The following is a 17,228-nucleotide window of genomic DNA, read 5'->3' as shown; positions in this document are numbered from 1 at the left end:
GGAACCTTATCAGGATCTGATTACTCGGGTGAATACAGTAACACTCTCCACACCAGTGATTAACAGCCATGGTTTTTTTAATGGTGTACTGGCATTTGATATCAATCTGGCTCAGCTTAATAAAAACATTGAACGCCTGCTTCCTCCGGTGGATGGCAATGTGGTGTTGTTGTCTGACTCCGGTAAAGTGATTGCCGACGATATTGTTGAGGAAACACCGGGGCGCCATGATTTTCAGTCCGTCCTCGGAGAATTGAAAAAGAGTGGTGGGCTTTATTATGACGTGCGTCAGGACCGTTGGTTTTTCTCCTGGCGTTTCGAGCGGACTAAGTGGTTGCTGGTTTATTCGGTGGACAATCGAACTCTCAATGAGTTGGTCTGGAACGAATCCCAGAAGGTCATTTACGGCTTCGTTATTTCATTACTGATTCTTCTTTTCTTTGGGTTTTACTTAAAGAGTCATTGGGATAAAACGCTCATCAAAATCATCGGTCATATCAAGACCGGCACGCCGGACGCCTGGGGGAATCTGGAATCGCTGCTTTCGCAGGAAATCACCAATACCCGGGAGCGTGAAGCGGCATTAACCGCTGAATCTGTGCATGATGCGTTGACCGGGAGCCTCAATCGACGGGCATTCGATAACGATCTTCAGCGACATATTAGCGAAAATAAGATGTTCTCACTGGCGCTGCTGGATCTCGATAATTTCAAAACTATTAACGACAGTTTTGGGCATCCGGTAGGGGATGTGGTGCTGCGCGGTATTGTTGCTGAATGCCGGGGGGTTCTGGCGCCGCTGGACTGCGCCATTTATCGCTATGGCGGCGAAGAGTTCGCGATTATTTTTAGCGGAGTTTCGGAGCGGCATGCCCGGCACCTGCTGGAGAAGTGCCGCATTGGTATCAGAAGCCGGGAATGGCGCGAGGGTATTGGCCGTGTAACTTTCAGCGCCGGCCTGAGCCGCTGGAATGGTGAAGAGGCCGAAGAGCTAATCGCCCGGGTCGATGCGCGTCTGTACCACGCTAAGCGAAATGGTAAGGATCAGGTTATCGTTGCCGAGCCGCGATAGTTACAGCGTATTGTCATTCAAGAAGCGAGAGAATCTTTTGGCAACCCGGCGCAGCAGTTCGGCATCATTGCTGTGATGTAACCGACTCGTTTTGTCATCACCGAGCCAGACCGCATCACAATGTGGGTAATAGCGGGTGCGCAGATCCGGCGGGATTGCGCTGAACAATGCGCGGGTTGGCACCTGAAACCCCGCAGCAATGTGCAGGGCGGATGAGTCGGCGCTATAGAGATAGTCAGCGCCGGCAATGGCGGCAATAAATTTTCGGGTGTCGTCACATTCCCTGGCGATGCAGCGATACGCCGGGTGCGCGATACTGGCGAAGCCCCAGACTGGCAACTGAAAGCGCTGGTGGAGTCGTTCGACGAGTTCGGGATAATAACGGCGTGGGATTGCGCGTAGCGGCGTGCTGGCTCCGGGGCTGAACAGCACATAGCGTTGCCCGTTATCCGGGAAGCGCGGGAGCGGTAGCGCGCGCAGCCAGTGGTTTTGTTTGTCTGCCTCGCGGATTTCATCGGCTGCGAGCCCCATATGGTGATAGAAGAAGTCATGCATTTCCTGGGTGGCGAAATCCCGGCGAAACAGCTGGTTCCCCATATCGACGATAATACCTTCGGTGGGCAGTTGGGCTGGCAGCCGGGCCAGTTCACTGATAATCCCCGCCTCATGCGCCATGCGATACAGGGCTTCGACGCTATCGCGGGTTCGGGCAGGGCGCAGCACCCGTATTGCCAGCTTCGGGTAATGTCTTTTCAGATAGCTCAGGACTTCAATGCCGATCACTGAATCCCCCAGCGCCACCCCCATCCCGTTGATGACGGTAAGCCGGGAATGCTTACCGGGCGCCAGATTAAAGGGGCGCAGCGCGGCGTTATATATCTCCGGACGATCCAGACGACTCAGGCTGTCGTAGCGTTCACCCTGTTCGATATCGTAACTGGCGACCAGGGTCTGGTTGCCGCTGAGCAGGCTGCCGGGCGTGGTCAGGAGATTATCGGTCATAACGTATTACGGCTGGTTAATGGTCGTTCCATCATAGCCCGGTCGTGTGACGGGGTAAAAAAATAGCGGCGCGGGCGCCGCTATCGGGGCTGATTAAAGCGGCATCCTTCCCAGCCAGCTATCCCAGTCTTTCCAGACCGGCTGGAGCCCGGCGCGGGACAGCGCCTGCATCACTTGCTCAGGGCGACGTCCGTCGTGCGGGGCGAACTGTTCCAGCTCCGGATGGTCGTCTGCATAGCCGCCCGGCTGGGTTTTCGAAAAGGCGCTGACATTATTGATGGCGATGGGCACCACCTGGTCGCGGAACTCGGGTGATTCCCGGGTAGAAAGGGAAAGCTCGACTTCCGGCGCCAGCAGGCGGAAAGCGCAGATCGCCTGCACCAGTTGACGCTCGTCCATAATCGAGGCTGGTTCAATGCCTCCGGCGCAGGGGCGCAGGCGAGGAAAAGAAACCGAATAGCGGCTCTGCCAGTACTGACGCTGTAGCCACGTCAGATGTTCCGCCACCATAAAGCAGTCGATGCGCCAGCTGTCGGAAAGCCCAATAAGTGCGCCAAGACCGATTTTGTCGATCCCGGCGCGCCCCAGCCGATCCGGCGTCTCCAGCCGCCAGAAAAAGTCCTGCTTGTTGCCACGCAGGTGATGGCGGGCATAGGTGGCCTCGTGGTAGGTTTCCTGATACACCATCACGCCGTCCAGCCCCAGTCCTTTCAACTCGGCATACTCATCCTGCGACAGCGGCTGTACCTCCATCTGCAATGAGCTGAACTGGCGGCGAATGGCGGGCAGGTGACGGCGGAAATAGTCCATACCCACCTTGCTCTGATGTTCGCCGGTAACCAGCAGCAGGTGGCTGAAACCCAACTGGCGGATCGCGGCGCATTCGCGGGCGATCTCCTGTTCGTCCAGGGTTTTGCGCTTAATGCGATTACTCATGGAAAAGCCACAGTAGGTGCAGTCATTGGCGCACAGATTGGAAAGATAGAGCGGAACGTAGAAGCCCACGGTGTTGCCGAAGCGCTGGCGCGTCAGGCGCTGGGCCTTTTGCGCCATTGGTTCCAGATAACTGGCGGCGGCTGGCGACAGCAGGGCCATCATTTCGCGCATGCCGGGGCGGGGGGCATTCAGGGCTCGTTCGACATCGGCGGCGGTCTGGCTGTTGATCTCCAGACGAAGAGAGTCCCAGTCCAGCTCGCGCCAGCGATCGGTAAAGGTCTTCATGCGTCGACCTCCAGAAACCGGGTCAGCGGGCTGGTGGCCACCGCCCGGGACTGACGAGCGCCCTGACCGGCCCGGGCCGCCATCGCGCCAGCCTCCACCGCCAGTCGGAAAGCCTGGGCCATATGCACCGGAGAGTCCGCCACGGCGATAGCGGTATTCACCAGTACGGCGTCGGCGCCCATTTCCAGCGCTTCGCTGGCGTGGCTTGGGGCGCCGATACCAGCATCCACCACCACGGGTACGGCGGCCTGATCGATGATGATTTCCAGCAGGGGACGAGTCTGTAGCCCCTGGTTAGAGCCAATGGGGGCCCCCAGCGGCATCACTGCGGCACAGCCGGCTTCCTCCAGACGTTTACACAGCACCGGATCGGCGCCGCAGTAAGGTAGAACGACGAAGCCTTCTTTCACCAGGCGTTCGGCGGCGCGCAGCGTCTCTACCGGATCCGGTAGCAGCCAGCGGGCGTCGGGATGAATTTCTAACTTAACCCAGTGGGTTCCCAGCGCTTCCCGGGCCAGGCGTGCGGCGAATATCGCTTCATCGGCGGTTTTGGCTCCGGAGGTATTTGGCAGTAGCGAAACCCCCAGCGCCTGCAGCGGTGCCAGAATGTCATCCTGACGGTTATTCAGATCCACCCGCTTCATGGCCATAGTAACCAACTGACTGCCTGACGCCTTAAGCGCGTCGCTCATCAACTGCGGCGAAGCGAATTTGCCCGTTCCGGTGAACAGGCGCGAGGTAAAGGTTTTATCGGCAATTTGTAGCATATTAACCTCCGGCAATAGCCTGGAACAGCAGGAGACTATCACCTTCCTGCAGGCGGTGCTGCTGCCACTGTTCACGTGGAATAATGGTCTGATTAACGGCCAGTGCGGCGCCAGGCTGGTGCAGATTCATACTTTCCAGCAGCGTTGCCACAGTGATGGCGTCATCGCAGGCGACCGGCTCGTCATTAAACAGAATGCGCATCAGTACCTCCGCAAACCGGGCAGCTCTGGCTCTGCTGACGTGCCAGGGTACGCCACTGTAGCGAGCGGGCATCGAACAGATGCAGGCAATCGTCGCGTACCGGCAGGCCGCACAGCAGCTTGATCGCTTCCAGCGCCTGGAGCCCGCCCATAATGCCGACCACCGGCCCCAGTACGCCGGCGGTGCGGCAGTTGCGCTGCGGTTCGCTATCATCGGGCCACAGGCAGCGGTAGCAGCCGTGTCGCCAGGGGGGCGTCAGCACCATCATCTGACCGCCGAAGGCCACGGCGCTGGCGCTGATAAGCGGCTTACCAAGCGCGATGCAGGCGGCGTTAATCGCCTGGCGGCTGGCCATGTTGTCGGTACAGTCCAGTACCAGATCGACGTCGCCAACGGCTTGATGCAGGGCAGCCCCTTCGAGCCGCTTATCCAGCGTTACCAGGCGAATAGTCGGGTTGAGGCCGCGCAGGCGTTGCCGCGCGGCCTGAGCTTTGGGCCGTTCGATATCCTCGCTGCTAAACAGAATCTGGCGTTGCAGATTGCTGATGTGCACACAGTCGTCATCGGCCAGCCACAGCGAACCGACTCCGGCGCCAGCCAGCCAAAGCGCTGCCGGTGAACCGAGACCGCCGAGCCCGATGATCAATACCCGGGCGTTCAGTAACTTCTGCTGGCCTTCCGGGCCGATATCCTCCAGCAGCAGCTGACGGCTGTAGCGCATAAAATCCGCATCATTCATCGCCTGCTCCTGCCAGCTCAAGCAACTGTGCCGTCGCGACTCGCCAGTCAGGCGCCTGGGTAATGGCGCTGACTACGGCGATACTGCCGACGCCCGTTGCCAGCACCGCCGGAGCCCGGGCAATACTGATGCCACCGATGGCGACCGTGGGGGTGTTTCCCAGCCGAGAAATATGCGCGGCCAACTGCTCCAGCCCCTGAGGGGCCGACGGCATTTGCTTGGTCTGGGTGGGGAAGACATGGCCCAGTGCAATGTACGAAGGGCGTACCGCCAGTGCGATGTCGATTTCCATATCGTCGTGAGTGGAGACGCCCAGCCGTAGCCCGGCATTGCGAATCGCATCGAGATCGGTCTGCGCCAGATCCTCCTGGCCAAGATGGACGCCGTATGCGTCATGCTTTATCGCCAGTCGCCAGTAATCGTTGATAAACAGCCGGGCGTTGTGGCGCTGTCCCAGGGCGATGGCGGCGATAATATCCGCTTCCACCTCGTCATCCTGCTTATCTTTAATCCGCAACTGGAGGGTACGAACCCCTGCTTCCAGCAGGCGTTCGATCCAGGCTACGCTATCCACCACCGGGTAGAGGCCAAGGCGGAAGGGGACAGCGGGAAAATCGGGTTGGTACATTAGGCTTCCTCCTGACGAAGATAATGTCCATCATTCTTCGAATTGCCTCTTTGTTGGCTGCCTTCGCTCGCTCCGGTCACATAGTTTTCTATGCTCCCGGGGACTTGCTCAGTGGCCGCCTCGATGCAATCCGAATTATTTCGGACATAGATCTCGCCGCCTTTGGCGCGAAACGCATTCGACATATCTTTCATCCCGGAGGCGATCTCCTGCTGCGCCGCATAGTCGCGAACTTCCTGGGTTATCTTCATCGAACAGAATTTCGGGCCGCACATGGAGCAGAAATGCGCTACTTTTCCGGATTCCTGAGGCAGGGTTTCATCGTGATAGGCGCGGGCGGTAAAGGGATCGAGCGCCAGGTTGAACTGATCCTCCCAGCGGAACTCGAAGCGCGCCTTGGACATGGCGTTGTCGCGGATCTGGGCGCCGGGATGGCCTTTGGCCAGATCGGCGGCGTGCGCGGCTATCTTATAGGTAATTAGTCCCTGGCGGACGTCCTCTTTATTCGGCAGACCAAGGTGCTCTTTCGGGGTGACGTAGCAGAGCATGGCGCAGCCGAACCAGCCTATCATCGCGGCACCAATGCCAGAGGTAAAATGGTCATAGCCGGGCGCGATATCGGTGGTGAGCGGCCCCAGCGTATAGAATGGCGCTTCGTGGCAGTGTTCCAGCTCTTCGGTCATATTACGACGGATCATCTGCATTGGCACGTGGCCGGGGCCTTCGATCATTACCTGAACATCATACTCCCAGGCGATTTTTGTCAGCTCGCCCAGGGTATGTAGTTCGGCGAACTGGGCCTCGTCATTGGCGTCCTGGATCGATCCGGGGCGCAGACCGTCGCCCAGCGACAGGGAAACGTCATAGGCGCTACAGATCTCGCAGATTTCGCGGAAGTGCTGGTAGAGGAAGTTTTCCTGATGATGCGACAGGCACCATTTGGCCATGATGGAGCCGCCGCGTGACACAATGCCGGTCAGGCGTTTGGCTGTCATCGGTACATAGCGTAACAGGACGCCCGCATGAATCGTAAAGTAATCGACGCCCTGTTCCGCCTGTTCCAGCAGCGTATCGCGGAACATTTCCCAGGTCAGATCCTCGGCAATGCCGTTCACCTTCTCCAGCGCCTGATAGATGGGCACCGTACCAATCGGAACCGGGCTATTTCGCAGTATCCATTCACGGGTTTCGTGAATATAACGCCCGGTAGAGAGATCCATTACGGTATCAGCCCCCCAGCGGGTGGCCCAGACCAGTTTTTCGACCTCCTCTTCAATGGAAGAGGTCACCGCGGAGTTACCAATGTTGGCATTGATTTTTACCAGGAAGTTACGGCCGATAATCATCGGTTCGGACTCAGGATGATTAATATTGGCGGGAATAATCGCGCGTCCGGCGGCCACTTCATCACGCACGAATTCTGGCGTGATATTCTGCGGTAGATGAGCGCCGAAGCTTTCGCCGGGATGCTGCTGGCGCAGTACCTCGCCGCGAATGCGCTCGCGACCCATGTTTTCGCGCAGGGCGATAAATTCCATCTCTGGCGTGACGATGCCCCGGCGGGCGTAATGCAACTGCGTGACTCGTTTGCCCGTAAGAGCGCGGCGCGGAGGCAGCAGACCGGTAAAACGCAGTTCGTCCAGACCGTCGTCCGCCAGTCGTGCTTTGGTATAGCTGGAGCTGCGATCGTCAAGCAGAGCAGTATCATTACGCGCGTCAATCCACGGCTGACGTAGCTTCGCCAGTCCTTCGCGAACATTAATGGCGATATCCGGATCGCCATAAGGGCCGGAGGTATCGTAGACCGGCACCGGCTCGTTCTCTTCGTACTGCGGATTCACTTTATCGCCGCCGATGGGGGTCGGGCTCATCTGAATTTCGCGCATCGGAACCTGGATATCCTGACGGGAGCCGGTCAGATAGATGCGGCGGGAATTGGGGAAGTTGGTGCCTTCCAGGGTATCGATAAACTGCTGGGCGGCGGCGCGCTGTTCGCGGCGATTAGGTTTTGCTGGTAAAGACATAGCTCGTTCCGGTTTAGATGACTGGAAGTGGCTTGTCAGAACAACGGAATGAGTAACAGGCATGGGCGCAGGTGCGCACGGACGAAATTACTCTTGTTCCCTTCGCAGGTTTTAACCTGATCAGGTTCCGCGGATCCCGAATTAACGGTCTCAGCCCGTGCGTGGCACTGGGCACTCCGACAAGATAAAAGGCCTGCTCCCTTCAATCGGGCAGGCCATATGTAAACTACGCGTTAATGAAAGGGAACTCAAGCCGGTCGTGCAAAATGTCCGCAATCATTAGCGCTGTCCAGACTATCACCCAGCGCTAAAACGATCAGGCGATCTTCCAGCGTAAAGCGGGAGTCCATGGATTCGCCAAGCTTCGAAAGCACCTGGTGGAATTCCAGACAGTTGTCGTGATCGATGGCGATCTCCAGATGTGAATCGTAATAATCCATGATCTGTTGGGTATTTGCTTCCAGTTGAGTCCAGACCTGCCCGGCGCAGGAACGGGACTCTCCCTCTTCCATTTCGCGGATAATACGTTCATAAATATTGAAGTGGCCGCAGGAGAGATAATCCACCAGACGCTGGCAGTAATCATCCAGCGCCATTTCATCCAGCGCAGAGAGCGATCCTTTGCCGGGTTTAAGCCCGACCAGGTTGTAATACGCCACTAACAGCTGCTTGCGATCCTGCAGTAAACGATCGATCAACTCATTACAACCACCAACGCGCTCTGTCAGTCTTTCCAGTTGGTTTAGCATGATTGACTCCGTGAGTTATATGATTAAAACGCTAAGTGACCTGGAATGTAAAAACAATGTTAAAAGAGTGCCAGTGAAGCTGAGGTCGTGCAAGAGATTATGGAACATATAGTAGAAAAATTAGACTATGGTTGGTGGTTCGTCAGCCATCAACAGAAATTATGGCTGCCGCAGGGCGAGCTCCCTCATGGTCACGCTCAGCAATTTGGGCTAACGGGCAGTAGTGCGGTACAGGTTGGCAGCTGGCAGGGGGAACCCGCCTGGCTGGTGTCCCAGGATCGACCGCGCGATATGGGATCGGTGCGTCAGTTGATCGATGAGGATCCTGAGCTATTCCAGCTGGCCGGGCGTGCCGTTCAACTGGCTGAATTTCACCGTTCCCACCGTTTTTGCGGTTATTGTGGGCATCGGATGCATCCCAGTAAAACAGAGTGGGCGATGCTGTGCGGTAGCTGTCGACAGCGTTACTACCCGCAGATCGCTCCCTGCATTATTGTTGCGATCCGCGATCGCGATAAGATTCTGCTGGCCCAGCATAATCGTCATCGGAATGGTCTTTATACCGTGCTGGCGGGATTCGTTGAGGTGGGGGAAACCCTGGAACAGGCGGTTGCGCGTGAAGTTATGGAAGAGAGCGGCGTGAAAATTAAGAATCTGCGTTATATCTCCTCCCAGCCCTGGCCGTTTCCCCAGTCGCTGATGACCGCCTTTATGGCGGATTACGACAGCGGCGAATTGATCGTCGATCGCAGCGAGCTGCTGGATGCCGGCTGGTATCGCTACGATCGGCTACCGTTGCTGCCGCCGCCGGGAACGGTGGCGCGACGCCTGATCGAAGATACTGTGGCCCTGTGCCGTGCCGAAGATGGGACAGGCTGAGCCGTATTGTGATGAATCGGCCAGAATGATATATACACGCTGATTTTTTAGGATTCCTTACTAAAGTATTTCTCCTTTCGGTCGATCCTGACTGGAAGGAGGACTATCTCGTGTATTCAGAATGGGTTATTGAAATAAACGCTCAGGGGACAGGGGCGAGTTGTCAGGGGAAAGGGATATGCCCGAAAAAATAACGCAATGCTGTTTATATGGCATTTGGCTGGCCTGGCTAAGTGCCATTATCGGTTATGCCATGGCGCATAATGAGCTGTTGATTATTTCCGTTTCGCTACTGGCAGGACTGTGTTTGATGCTGCTGGCTTACAAATTCTTTTCAGGAAGGAGAACGTTCAGGATGTTTAATTTTAATAAGAGCGGTGAGAAGACGGATTCTCAGAATACGGTAACGAACGTGGCGGCGGGCGAAAGTCTTCCCAAAATGGAGCTGTCGCCGTCGGAAGGGCGAGTGGTCAGAGAAACAGCGATCACTCCAGGAACGGTGTTGAGCGGCTCGATATCCAGCGAGTCGGATATCGTGATCGATGGCACTGTTGAAGGAGATATCAGCAGCCAGAAGAGCGTGCGGATAGATAACCATGGGAATATCACCGGTAATGTTGTGGGCCATAAGATCATGGTTAACGGCTATCTGAAGGGGACCTGCCGGGGGCACAGCGTGGTGATTATGGCTCGCGGGCGTGTGGAAGGGGAAATTTTCGCGCATGAATTCTCGATTGAACGCGGTGGTATTTTTAGCGGTAGTTCACACCACGTTGAAGCGATGACCGACAATAATGTGGCGGCTCAGGGCACACTTCCGGCGCCGGAACCGACCGGTGAGGATAATGTGATTACACCTGAGTTTCTCGGCAAAGAGACGCCGGAAGAGAAAAAAATCCGTCAAAATTAAGTGAATGCCAGAAAAACGGCCCGCCCCCATGTGCGGGCCGTTTTTCATTCCATGCCCTGACGAGGAGATCCGTACATCCGCCTGGGTGGCAATGCATGTTAATCTATGGCGACCATTTGTAAGGAAAACGCTGATGACCGAACTGAAAAACGATCGATATCTGCGCGCGTTGCTGCGCCAGCCGGTGGACGTGACGCCGGTATGGATGATGAGGCAGGCAGGGCGCTATCTTCCGGAATATAAAGCCACTCGCGCCCAGGCCGGGGACTTTATGTCGCTGTGCAAAAATCCGGAGCTGGCCTGTGAAGTCACGCTACAGCCGCTGCGTCGCTTTGAGCTGGATGCGGCGATTCTGTTTTCCGACATTCTGACCGTTCCGGACGCTATGGGACTCGGTCTTTATTTTGAAGCAGGCGAAGGGCCGCGCTTTGCGCGCCCGGTACGCAGCCGTGCTGATGTCGACAAGCTGCCGGTACCGGATCCGGAACAGGAGCTTGGCTACGTAATGGATGCCGTGCGTACTATTCGTCACGGTCTGCAGGGCTGCGTCCCGCTCATCGGCTTTTCCGGCAGTCCCTGGACCCTGGCGACCTATATGGTGGAAGGCGGCAGCAGCAAGGCATTTACCGTGATTAAAAAGATGATGTATGCCGACCCCGAGGCGCTGCATTGTCTGCTGGATAAACTGGCTCAGAGCGTCACGCTGTATCTGAACGCTCAGATCCGCGCGGGGGCGCAGGCGGTGATGATCTTCGACACCTGGGGTGGCGCGTTGACCGGGCGTGACTATCAACTGTTCTCCCTGAATTACATGCACAGGATCATTGATGGCCTGCAGCGCGAAAGCGAAGGCCGCCGCGTACCGGTGACGTTGTTTACCAAAGGGGGCGGCCAGTGGCTGGAGGCTATGGCGCAGACTGGCTGTGATGCGCTGGGTCTGGACTGGTCTACCGATATCGCCGACGCCCGACGCCGGGTAGGGGATAAGGTCGCGCTGCAGGGAAATATGGACCCTTCAATTCTCTATGGCTCCCCGGAGCGTATCGAGCAGGAGGTGGCATCCATCCTCGCCGGGTTCGGCGAAGGCGAAGGACACGTCTTTAATCTGGGGCACGGTATTCATCAGGATGTCCCGCCTGAGCACGCCGGCGCTTTTGTCGAGGCGGTACACCGCCTTTCCGGGCAGTATCATCGGTAAGGAGCCGCTCATGGATCTCGCCTCGCTTCGTGCTAAACAGCTGGAACTGGCTTCATCGGTTTCCCGTTTCGATCGTCTGGATGTCGAGCCTCCCCGCCTGATCGGTGGCGCGGATGTTGGGTTCGAGCAGGGAGGCGAAGTGACGCGAGCGGCTATAGTGCTGCTGAAATTCCCCTCTCTGGCGCTGGTGGAGCATCGCGTGGCGCGAATTGCGACTACGATGCCTTACATTCCCGGTTTTCTGTCGTTTCGCGAGGTTCCGGCGCTACTGGCGGCCTGGGAACAGCTTTCGCAGCAGCCCGATCTGCTGTTCGTGGATGGACATGGCATTTCGCACCCGCGCCGCGTGGGGGTCGCCAGCCATTTTGGTTTGCTGGTGGATATTCCGACTATCGGTGTAGCGAAGAAAAGGCTGTACGGTAAATATGAAGGCCTGTCGGATGAGCCTGGCGCCAGCGCGCCGCTGATGGACAAAGACGAACAGTTGGGCTGGGTATGGCGCAGTAAGAAACGCTGCAACCCGCTGTTTATTTCTACCGGCCACCGGGTTAGTGCCGACAGCGCGCTGACGTGGGTTCAGCGCTGCATGATGGGCTACCGATTGCCGGAGCCGACGCGTTGGGCCGATGCGGTGGCTTCCGGACGCCCGGCATTCATTCGCTGGCAGGAAAATAACCGTTGATTCGGGTAAACTGCCCAGGTTGACGATTAATGAGAACCCGAGATGCTACAGAACCCCATTCATCTGCGGCTGGAGAAGCTGGAAAGCTGGCAGCACGTCACCTTTATGGCGTCGCTTTGCGAGCGGATGTACCCCAATTACGTTATGTTTTGCCAGCAGACCGGTTTTGGCGAACCGCAGCTTTACCGCCGGATCCTTGATCTGGTCTGGGAAACGCTGACCGTCAAAGATGCCAAAGTGAATTTTGACAGCCAGCTTGAAAAGCTGGAAGCCGCGATTCCGGGGGCCGACGATTACGATATTTATGGCGTTTATCCGGCCATCGATGCCTGCGTTGCGCTGAGCGAACTCTTGCATTCGCGGCTGAGTGGTGAAACGCTTGAGCATGCCATTGAGGTCAGCAAGACTTCTATTACCACGGTGGCGATGCTGGAAATGACCCAGGCTGGTCGCGAAATGAGCGATGAAGAGCTTAAGGAAAATCCGGCAGTGGAAGAAGAATGGGATATTCAGTGGGAAATATTCCGACTTTTGGCGGCCTGCGAAGAGCGCGACATTGAGCTGATAAAAGGGCTGAGAGCCGACCTCCGGGAGGCCGGTAGCAGCAATATCGGTATAAATTTGCAGCAGTGAGACAACAAAACGTGATTTACTGCCTGTTTTGTCGTGCCTGAAGGCTTCCAATTAGCCCCCCGTCTGGTCTACATTTGTGGGGCGAAAAAAAGTGGCTATCGGTGCGTGTATGCAGGAGAGTGCTGTTATGGCATTTCCGTCGCACTCGATGCTTAGCAAGCGATAAACACATTGTAAGGATAACTTATGAACAAGACTCAACTGATTGATGTAATTGCGGACAAAGCTGACCTGTCTAAAGCGCAAGCAAAAGCTGCTCTGGAATCTACTCTGGCTGCAATTACCGAGTCTCTGAAAGAAGGCGATGCTGTACAACTGGTTGGTTTCGGGACCTTCAAAGTGAACCACCGCGCTGAGCGTACTGGCCGCAACCCGCAGACCGGTAAAGAGATCAAGATCGCTGCTGCGAACGTACCGGCGTTCGTATCTGGTAAAGCACTGAAAGACGCAGTCAAATAAGACGACGCGTCACGTGGCAGTGAACAGTTTTAACAGGGGGGCGTTTACGCCCCTTTTGTTTGTCAGACAGCCGTTCATGGCGCTGTCGGCGCTGTTGCTGCTTACCGCCTGTAGCGCTTCCGCCCCCCCGCCTTTTACCGCCAGTGGCTATGTCGACAACGACGGCGTGGTACGCATCTGGCGTAAAGATGACGCCAACGGCGATATTCATCTGTTCACAGCCTTTAGTCCATGGTCGCACGGTAAGACTGCAACCAGCGAATATCGCTGGCATGGGGATAAACTGACTTCGATTGAACGCAGCTTCTTTGGCGAATCGCCGGAGCGGGTGAAAATCCGTTTTGATGCCCGCGGTGGGCTGAGCTTTATGCAGCATGAGGTTGAAGGCCATAAGCAACAGCTTTCTGAAGAGAAGATCGCGCTGTATCGCTATTATGCCCGCCAGGTTCGTGATACCAGCGATGCCTTGCGCAGCGGACGCGTGATGTTGCTGCAGGGGCGCTGGCAGTCTGATGGTAGCGTCATCAACTGTGAAGGACGGCGGTTAACACCGACGTTTTCTGACGCCGAGCGTGAACATATCTGGCAGCGGCAGCGTCGTTCGTCGCTGGCGGTCAGTCTTGCCTGGCTGGAAGCGCCGGAGGGAACCCAGTTGCTGTTGGTTGCGAATGAGGATTACTGCCGCTGGCAGCCGAATCCAAAGACCTTTTAAAAAACCGCCGGATGGCGGTTTTTTTATGGCCGGAGATTAACGGCGGACGATGGCGCGCCAACCGATATCGCTGCGGTTGAAGCAATCGTCCCAGCGGATCTCCTGGAGCTGCGCATAGGCGCGCTGCTGCGCCTGGGCCACATCGTCGCCCAAGGCGGTGACGCACAGAACGCGACCACCGCTGGTAGTGACTTCACCGGCGGCATTCAGTGTTGTACCGGCATGGAACACTTTCGCGTCCTCCTGCTCCTGCTCCGGTAGCCCGCTGATAACATCACCGGTACGGTAGCTGCCAGGGTAACCGCCGGCGGCCATCACAACGCCTAGTGCGGCGCGGTCATCCCACTCAGAACGCTGGGTATCCAGCTTGCCTTCGCAGGCGGCCTGGCACAGCGCTACCAGATCGGAGCGCATACGCAGCATAATGGGCTGGGTTTCCGGATCGCCGAAGCGGCAGTTAAACTCGATAACCTTCGGATTGCCCTGCTTATCGATCATCAGTCCGGCGTACAGAAAACCAGTATAGGTATTTCCCTCGGCCGCCATACCACGAACCGTTGGCCAGATGATGCGTTCCATGGTGCGTTGATAGACATCATCGGTCACCACTGGTGCGGGGGAGTAAGCCCCCATACCGCCAGTGTTCGGGCCGCTGTCGCCGTCGCCGACTCGTTTGTGATCCTGGCTGGTTGCCATGGGCAGAACGTGTTCGCCGTCGACCATAACGATAAAGCTGGCTTCTTCGCCGTCCAGGAACTCTTCCACCACTACGCGGTGTCCGGCGTCGCCAAAGGCGTTGCCCGCCAGCATATCCTGAATCGCAGCTTCCGCTTCTTCCAGAGTCATTGCCACGATAACGCCTTTACCCGCCGCCAGACCGTCGGCCTTGATGACGATCGGCGCGCCTTTTTCGCGTACATATGCCAGCGCTGGCTCGACTTCGGTAAAGTTCTGGTATTCGGCGGTTGGAATAGCATGACGCGCCAGGAAGTCCTTGGTGAAGGCTTTGGAGCCTTCGAGCTGGGCGGCCTCTTTGGTGGGGCCGAAAATTGCCAGACCGGCGGCGCGAAATGCGTTAACCACGCCTGCAACCAGTGGGGCCTCGGGGCCGACGATGGTCAGATCAATACCTTCCTTCTGGGCGAAAGCCAGCAGACCCGGGATATCGGTCACGCCAATATTCACGTTCTCCAGCGCGGGCTCCAGCGCTGTGCCCGCGTTGCCGGGCGCCACAAAGACGGTATCAACCTGCGCAGACTGAGCCGCTTTCCAGGCAAGCGCGTGTTCGCGCCCGCCGTTTCCTATGACTAATACTTTCATCGCTACGCTCCCTGTCAGTGGCGGAAGTGACGCATGCCGGTGAAAATCATGGCAATGCCGTGCTCGTCGGCGGCGGCAATGACCTCTTCATCGCGAATGGAGCCGCCTGGCTGGATAACGCAGGTGACGCCTACCGCGGCAGCCGCGTCGATACCGTCGCGGAACGGGAAGAAGGCGTCAGAAGCCATGGCAGAGCCTTTCACTTCCAGACCTTCATCGGCGGCTTTAATGCCTGCGATCTTCGCGGAATAAACTCGGCTCATCTGCCCGGCGCCGATGCCAATAGTCATGTTCTCTTTGGCGTAGACGATGGCATTGGACTTCACAAACTTGGCGACTTTCCAGCAGAACAGCGCATCGCGTAGCTCCTGTTCGCTGGGCTGGCGTTTAGTGACCACGCGCAGTTCGTCGTGACTCACCATGCCGAGATCGCGATCCTGTACCAGCAGTCCGCCGTTTACGCGTTTAAAGTCCAGCCCTGGAACCCGGGTCTGCCACTGACCGCAGGTCAGCACCCGAACGTTCTGTTTAGCGGCGGTTACCTTCAGTGCTGCTTCGCTAACGGAAGGCGCGATAATCACCTCAACGAACTGGCGCGATACGATGGCCTGTGCCGTTTCGCCATCCAGCTCGCGGTTAAACGCGATAATGCCGCCGAAAGCGGATGTGGGGTCGGTCTGGTATGCACGCTCATAGGCATCCAGGATGGAACTGCTGACAGCCACGCCGCACGGGTTGGCGTGCTTAACGATCACGCAGGCTGGTTCGGCAAACTCTTTCACGCACTCCAGCGCAGCATCGGTATCGGCGATATTGTTATAGGAGAGTGCCTTGCCCTGAAGCTGGGTCGCGGTAGCGACAGATGCTTCCTGAACGCTTTCTTCTATATAGAAGGCCGCCTGCTGGTGGCTGTTTTCGCCGTAGCGCATATCCTGCTTTTTTATAAAGTTCAGGTTTAGAGTACGTGGGAAGCGACCGGCAGGCTGTTCGGTATCGCCGTGGTAGGCCGGGACAAGGCTACCAAAGTAGTTAGCTATCATGCTGTCATAGGCGGCGGTGTGCTCAAAGGCTTTGATCGCAAGATCAAAACGGGTTGCCAGGGTCAGGGAGCCGTCGCCGGCGTCCATCTCTTTAATGATGGCGTCGTAGTCGCTGCTCTTTACTACGATGGCGACGTCTTTATGATTTTTGGCCGCCGAGCGCACCATAGTCGGGCCGCCGATATCGATATTCTCTACGGCGTCTTCCAGCGAACAACCTTCACGAGCTACGGTTTGGGCGAAGGGGTAGAGGTTGACTACAACCATATCAATGGGAGAGATAGCGTGTTGCGTCATCACATCATCGTCCTGGCCGCGACGGCCCAGGATGCCGCCGTGCACTTTCGGATGCAGGGTTTTTACGCGTCCGTCCATCATCTCCGGAAAACCGGTGTAGTCGGACACTTCAGTCACCGGCAGGCCCGCTTCGGCCAGCAGGCGTGCGGTGCCGCCGGTGGAGAGCAGCTCTACATTGCGGGCATAGAGGGCCTTTGCGAATTCGACAATGCCGGCTTTATCAGAAACGCTGAGCAAAGCGCGGCGTACAGGACGACGTTGTTGCATGGTGATAAATCCCCTGGATTTGGTTCATTGCAGAAGAGCGTTAGCTGAACTATTCCTTAATATGTAGAGAAAAGCTCAGCTAACACCCATAAGGCATCCATTCTGTAGCGCGGAGTGCATTGTAGCGAAAACGTTTGCGCGGTGCTCGAAAAATTTCCCCGCTGGGCCCTCCTGTGGATAATTCTGTGTGTAAGTGGGTATAACATGGGGTTTTGCTGGGGAATGCAGCAGTCAGTAAATTTAAGTCAATTTTTCGGTTGCGGCGCGCGGCTAAACCCCTATAATGCGCCTCCATCGACACGGCGCAGCGGCAACGCGACGCGGTGATTCGAAGGGAAAAGCCTGAAAATTTAGGCTTGACTCTGAAAGAGGAAAGCGTATTATACGCCACCTCGCGATGTGAGGCTCAGCCCCGTCGCAACTGCTC

At 56.9% G+C, this 17,228-nt stretch carries 17 protein-coding genes, 1 pseudogene and 1 riboswitch; of the genes and pseudogenes, 8 read left to right on the top strand and 10 right to left on the bottom strand.

The annotated features are described in order from the left end of the window. The first annotated feature begins 28 nt into the window (after positions 1 to 28). Positions 29 to 1,072 (top strand): diguanylate cyclase, encoded by a 1,044-nt coding sequence (locus V3W49_RS19715; protein ID WP_500147704.1) that lies wholly within the window; start codon positions 29 to 31, stop codon positions 1,070 to 1,072. On the opposite strand, the gene V3W49_RS19710 is transcribed toward V3W49_RS19715, so the two are convergent. From V3W49_RS19710 to rsd, 8 genes and pseudogenes are all read right to left on the bottom strand, one after another. Then, the gene (locus V3W49_RS19710) at positions 1,073 to 2,074 is read right to left on the bottom strand and encodes a glycosyltransferase family 9 protein (protein WP_500147703.1); all 1,002 of its coding nucleotides are present in this window, start codon (positions 2,072 to 2,074) and stop codon (positions 1,073 to 1,075) included. A gap of 93 nt (positions 2,075 to 2,167) precedes the next feature. Next, on the bottom strand, positions 2,168 to 3,295 hold the full coding sequence (gene thiH, locus V3W49_RS19705; protein ID WP_500147702.1) for a 2-iminoacetate synthase ThiH: 1,128 nt from the start codon (positions 3,293 to 3,295) through the stop codon (positions 2,168 to 2,170). Next, positions 3,292 to 4,062 carry a thiazole synthase gene (locus tag V3W49_RS19700; protein ID WP_500147701.1) on the bottom strand — a complete coding sequence of 257 codons (771 nt, stop codon included), beginning with the start codon at positions 4,060 to 4,062 and terminating at the stop codon, positions 3,292 to 3,294. Before V3W49_RS19700 ends, thiH begins: the two co-directional genes overlap by 4 nt. A gap of 1 nt (position 4,063) precedes the next feature. Continuing rightward, positions 4,064 to 4,264, bottom strand: a complete 201-nt coding sequence (thiS, locus tag V3W49_RS19695) for a sulfur carrier protein ThiS (RefSeq protein WP_500147700.1) — start codon at positions 4,262 to 4,264, stop codon at positions 4,064 to 4,066. Further along, positions 4,248 to 5,003: a HesA/MoeB/ThiF family protein gene (locus tag V3W49_RS19690; RefSeq protein WP_500147699.1), complete on the bottom strand. Its 756-nt coding sequence runs from the start codon at positions 5,001 to 5,003 to the stop codon at positions 4,248 to 4,250. Before V3W49_RS19690 ends, thiS begins: the two co-directional genes overlap by 17 nt. After that, positions 4,996 to 5,631 (bottom strand): thiamine phosphate synthase, encoded by a 636-nt coding sequence (gene thiE, locus V3W49_RS19685; RefSeq protein ID WP_500147698.1) that lies wholly within the window; start codon positions 5,629 to 5,631, stop codon positions 4,996 to 4,998. Before thiE ends, V3W49_RS19690 begins: the two co-directional genes overlap by 8 nt. Positions 5,632 to 5,771: 140 nt before the next feature. Then, a pseudogene (gene thiC / locus V3W49_RS19680) lies at positions 5,772 to 7,655 on the bottom strand (phosphomethylpyrimidine synthase ThiC); the annotation flags it as partial. Between the two features lie 80 nt (positions 7,656 to 7,735). Further along, a riboswitch (TPP riboswitch) is annotated at positions 7,736 to 7,844 on the bottom strand. 59 nt (positions 7,845 to 7,903) lie between these two features. Beyond that, complete coding sequence (gene rsd, locus V3W49_RS19675; protein ID WP_500147697.1) at positions 7,904 to 8,404, bottom strand: sigma D regulator; 501 nt, start codon at positions 8,402 to 8,404, stop codon at positions 7,904 to 7,906. Positions 8,405 to 8,503: 99 nt separating this feature from the next. Here rsd and nudC point away from each other — a divergent pair, with 99 nt between their 5' ends. The 7 genes from nudC to V3W49_RS19640 all read left to right on the top strand — a co-directional run bounded on the left by nudC (position 8,504) and on the right by V3W49_RS19640 (position 13,877). Then, positions 8,504 to 9,283: an NAD(+) diphosphatase gene (gene nudC / locus V3W49_RS19670; protein ID WP_500147696.1), complete on the top strand. Its 780-nt coding sequence runs from the start codon at positions 8,504 to 8,506 to the stop codon at positions 9,281 to 9,283. A 355-nt stretch (positions 9,284 to 9,638) separates the two neighbouring features. Further along, positions 9,639 to 10,193, top strand: coding sequence for a bactofilin family protein (locus V3W49_RS19665; protein WP_500147695.1), 555 nt, complete (start codon positions 9,639 to 9,641; stop codon positions 10,191 to 10,193). 133 nt (positions 10,194 to 10,326) lie between these two features. After that, positions 10,327 to 11,391, top strand: a complete 1,065-nt coding sequence (hemE, locus tag V3W49_RS19660; protein WP_500147694.1) for a uroporphyrinogen decarboxylase — start codon at positions 10,327 to 10,329, stop codon at positions 11,389 to 11,391. 10 nt (positions 11,392 to 11,401) lie between these two features. Further along, positions 11,402 to 12,073 (top strand): deoxyribonuclease V, encoded by a 672-nt coding sequence (gene nfi / locus V3W49_RS19655; protein WP_500147693.1) that lies wholly within the window; start codon positions 11,402 to 11,404, stop codon positions 12,071 to 12,073. 42 nt (positions 12,074 to 12,115) lie between these two features. Continuing rightward, a complete protein-coding gene (locus tag V3W49_RS19650) occupies positions 12,116 to 12,706 on the top strand; it encodes a YjaG family protein (protein ID WP_500147692.1) in 591 nt (196 codons plus the stop codon). Positions 12,707 to 12,892: 186 nt separating this feature from the next. Continuing rightward, positions 12,893 to 13,165: a nucleoid-associated protein HU-alpha gene (gene hupA / locus V3W49_RS19645; RefSeq protein ID WP_002884342.1), complete on the top strand. Its 273-nt coding sequence runs from the start codon at positions 12,893 to 12,895 to the stop codon at positions 13,163 to 13,165. Between the two features lie 19 nt (positions 13,166 to 13,184). Next, positions 13,185 to 13,877: a DUF1481 domain-containing protein gene (locus V3W49_RS19640; protein ID WP_500147716.1), complete on the top strand. Its 693-nt coding sequence runs from the start codon at positions 13,185 to 13,187 to the stop codon at positions 13,875 to 13,877. 36 nt (positions 13,878 to 13,913) lie between these two features. On the opposite strand, the gene purD is transcribed toward V3W49_RS19640, so the two are convergent. Both purD and purH read right to left on the bottom strand, forming a co-directional pair. Beyond that, the gene (gene purD, locus V3W49_RS19635; protein WP_500147691.1) at positions 13,914 to 15,197 is read right to left on the bottom strand and encodes a phosphoribosylamine--glycine ligase; all 1,284 of its coding nucleotides are present in this window, start codon (positions 15,195 to 15,197) and stop codon (positions 13,914 to 13,916) included. Positions 15,198 to 15,211: 14 nt separating this feature from the next. After that, a complete protein-coding gene (gene purH, locus V3W49_RS19630) occupies positions 15,212 to 16,801 on the bottom strand; it encodes a bifunctional phosphoribosylaminoimidazolecarboxamide formyltransferase/IMP cyclohydrolase (protein ID WP_500147690.1) in 1,590 nt (529 codons plus the stop codon). Positions 16,802 to 17,228: the final 427 nt, after the last annotated feature.

The organism is Rosenbergiella sp. YN46 (genome assembly GCF_036620675.1).
In the GTDB taxonomy this organism is placed as follows: Bacteria; Pseudomonadota; Gammaproteobacteria; order Enterobacterales; family Enterobacteriaceae; genus Jejubacter.
This window is presented reverse-complemented; position numbering and strand designations above follow the sequence as displayed.

What these genes read in the sequence shown, in the direction of transcription:
- V3W49_RS19710 (WP_500147703.1), bottom strand. Translation starts at nt 2,074, where the DNA reads ATGACCGATAATCTCCTGACCACGCCCGGCAGCCTGCTCAGCGGCAAC.
- thiH (WP_500147702.1), bottom strand. Translation starts at nt 3,295, where the DNA reads ATGAAGACCTTTACCGATCGCTGGCGCGAGCTGGACTGGGACTCTCTT.
- V3W49_RS19700 (WP_500147701.1), bottom strand. Translation starts at nt 4,062, where the DNA reads ATGCTACAAATTGCCGATAAAACCTTTACCTCGCGCCTGTTCACCGGA.
- thiS (WP_500147700.1), bottom strand. Translation starts at nt 4,264, where the DNA reads ATGCGCATTCTGTTTAATGACGAGCCGGTCGCCTGCGATGACGCCATC.
- V3W49_RS19690 (WP_500147699.1), bottom strand. Translation starts at nt 5,003, where the DNA reads ATGAATGATGCGGATTTTATGCGCTACAGCCGTCAGCTGCTGCTGGAG.
- thiE (WP_500147698.1), bottom strand. Translation starts at nt 5,631, where the DNA reads ATGTACCAACCCGATTTTCCCGCTGTCCCCTTCCGCCTTGGCCTCTAC.
- rsd (WP_500147697.1), bottom strand. Translation starts at nt 8,404, where the DNA reads ATGCTAAACCAACTGGAAAGACTGACAGAGCGCGTTGGTGGTTGTAAT.
- nudC (WP_500147696.1), top strand. Translation starts at nt 8,504, where the DNA reads ATGGAACATATAGTAGAAAAATTAGACTATGGTTGGTGGTTCGTCAGC.
- V3W49_RS19665 (WP_500147695.1), top strand. Translation starts at nt 9,639, where the DNA reads ATGTTTAATTTTAATAAGAGCGGTGAGAAGACGGATTCTCAGAATACG.
- hemE (WP_500147694.1), top strand. Translation starts at nt 10,327, where the DNA reads ATGACCGAACTGAAAAACGATCGATATCTGCGCGCGTTGCTGCGCCAG.
- nfi (WP_500147693.1), top strand. Translation starts at nt 11,402, where the DNA reads ATGGATCTCGCCTCGCTTCGTGCTAAACAGCTGGAACTGGCTTCATCG.
- V3W49_RS19650 (WP_500147692.1), top strand. Translation starts at nt 12,116, where the DNA reads ATGCTACAGAACCCCATTCATCTGCGGCTGGAGAAGCTGGAAAGCTGG.
- hupA (WP_002884342.1), top strand. Translation starts at nt 12,893, where the DNA reads ATGAACAAGACTCAACTGATTGATGTAATTGCGGACAAAGCTGACCTG.
- purD (WP_500147691.1), bottom strand. Translation starts at nt 15,197, where the DNA reads ATGAAAGTATTAGTCATAGGAAACGGCGGGCGCGAACACGCGCTTGCC.
- purH (WP_500147690.1), bottom strand. Translation starts at nt 16,801, where the DNA reads ATGCAACAACGTCGTCCTGTACGCCGCGCTTTGCTCAGCGTTTCTGAT.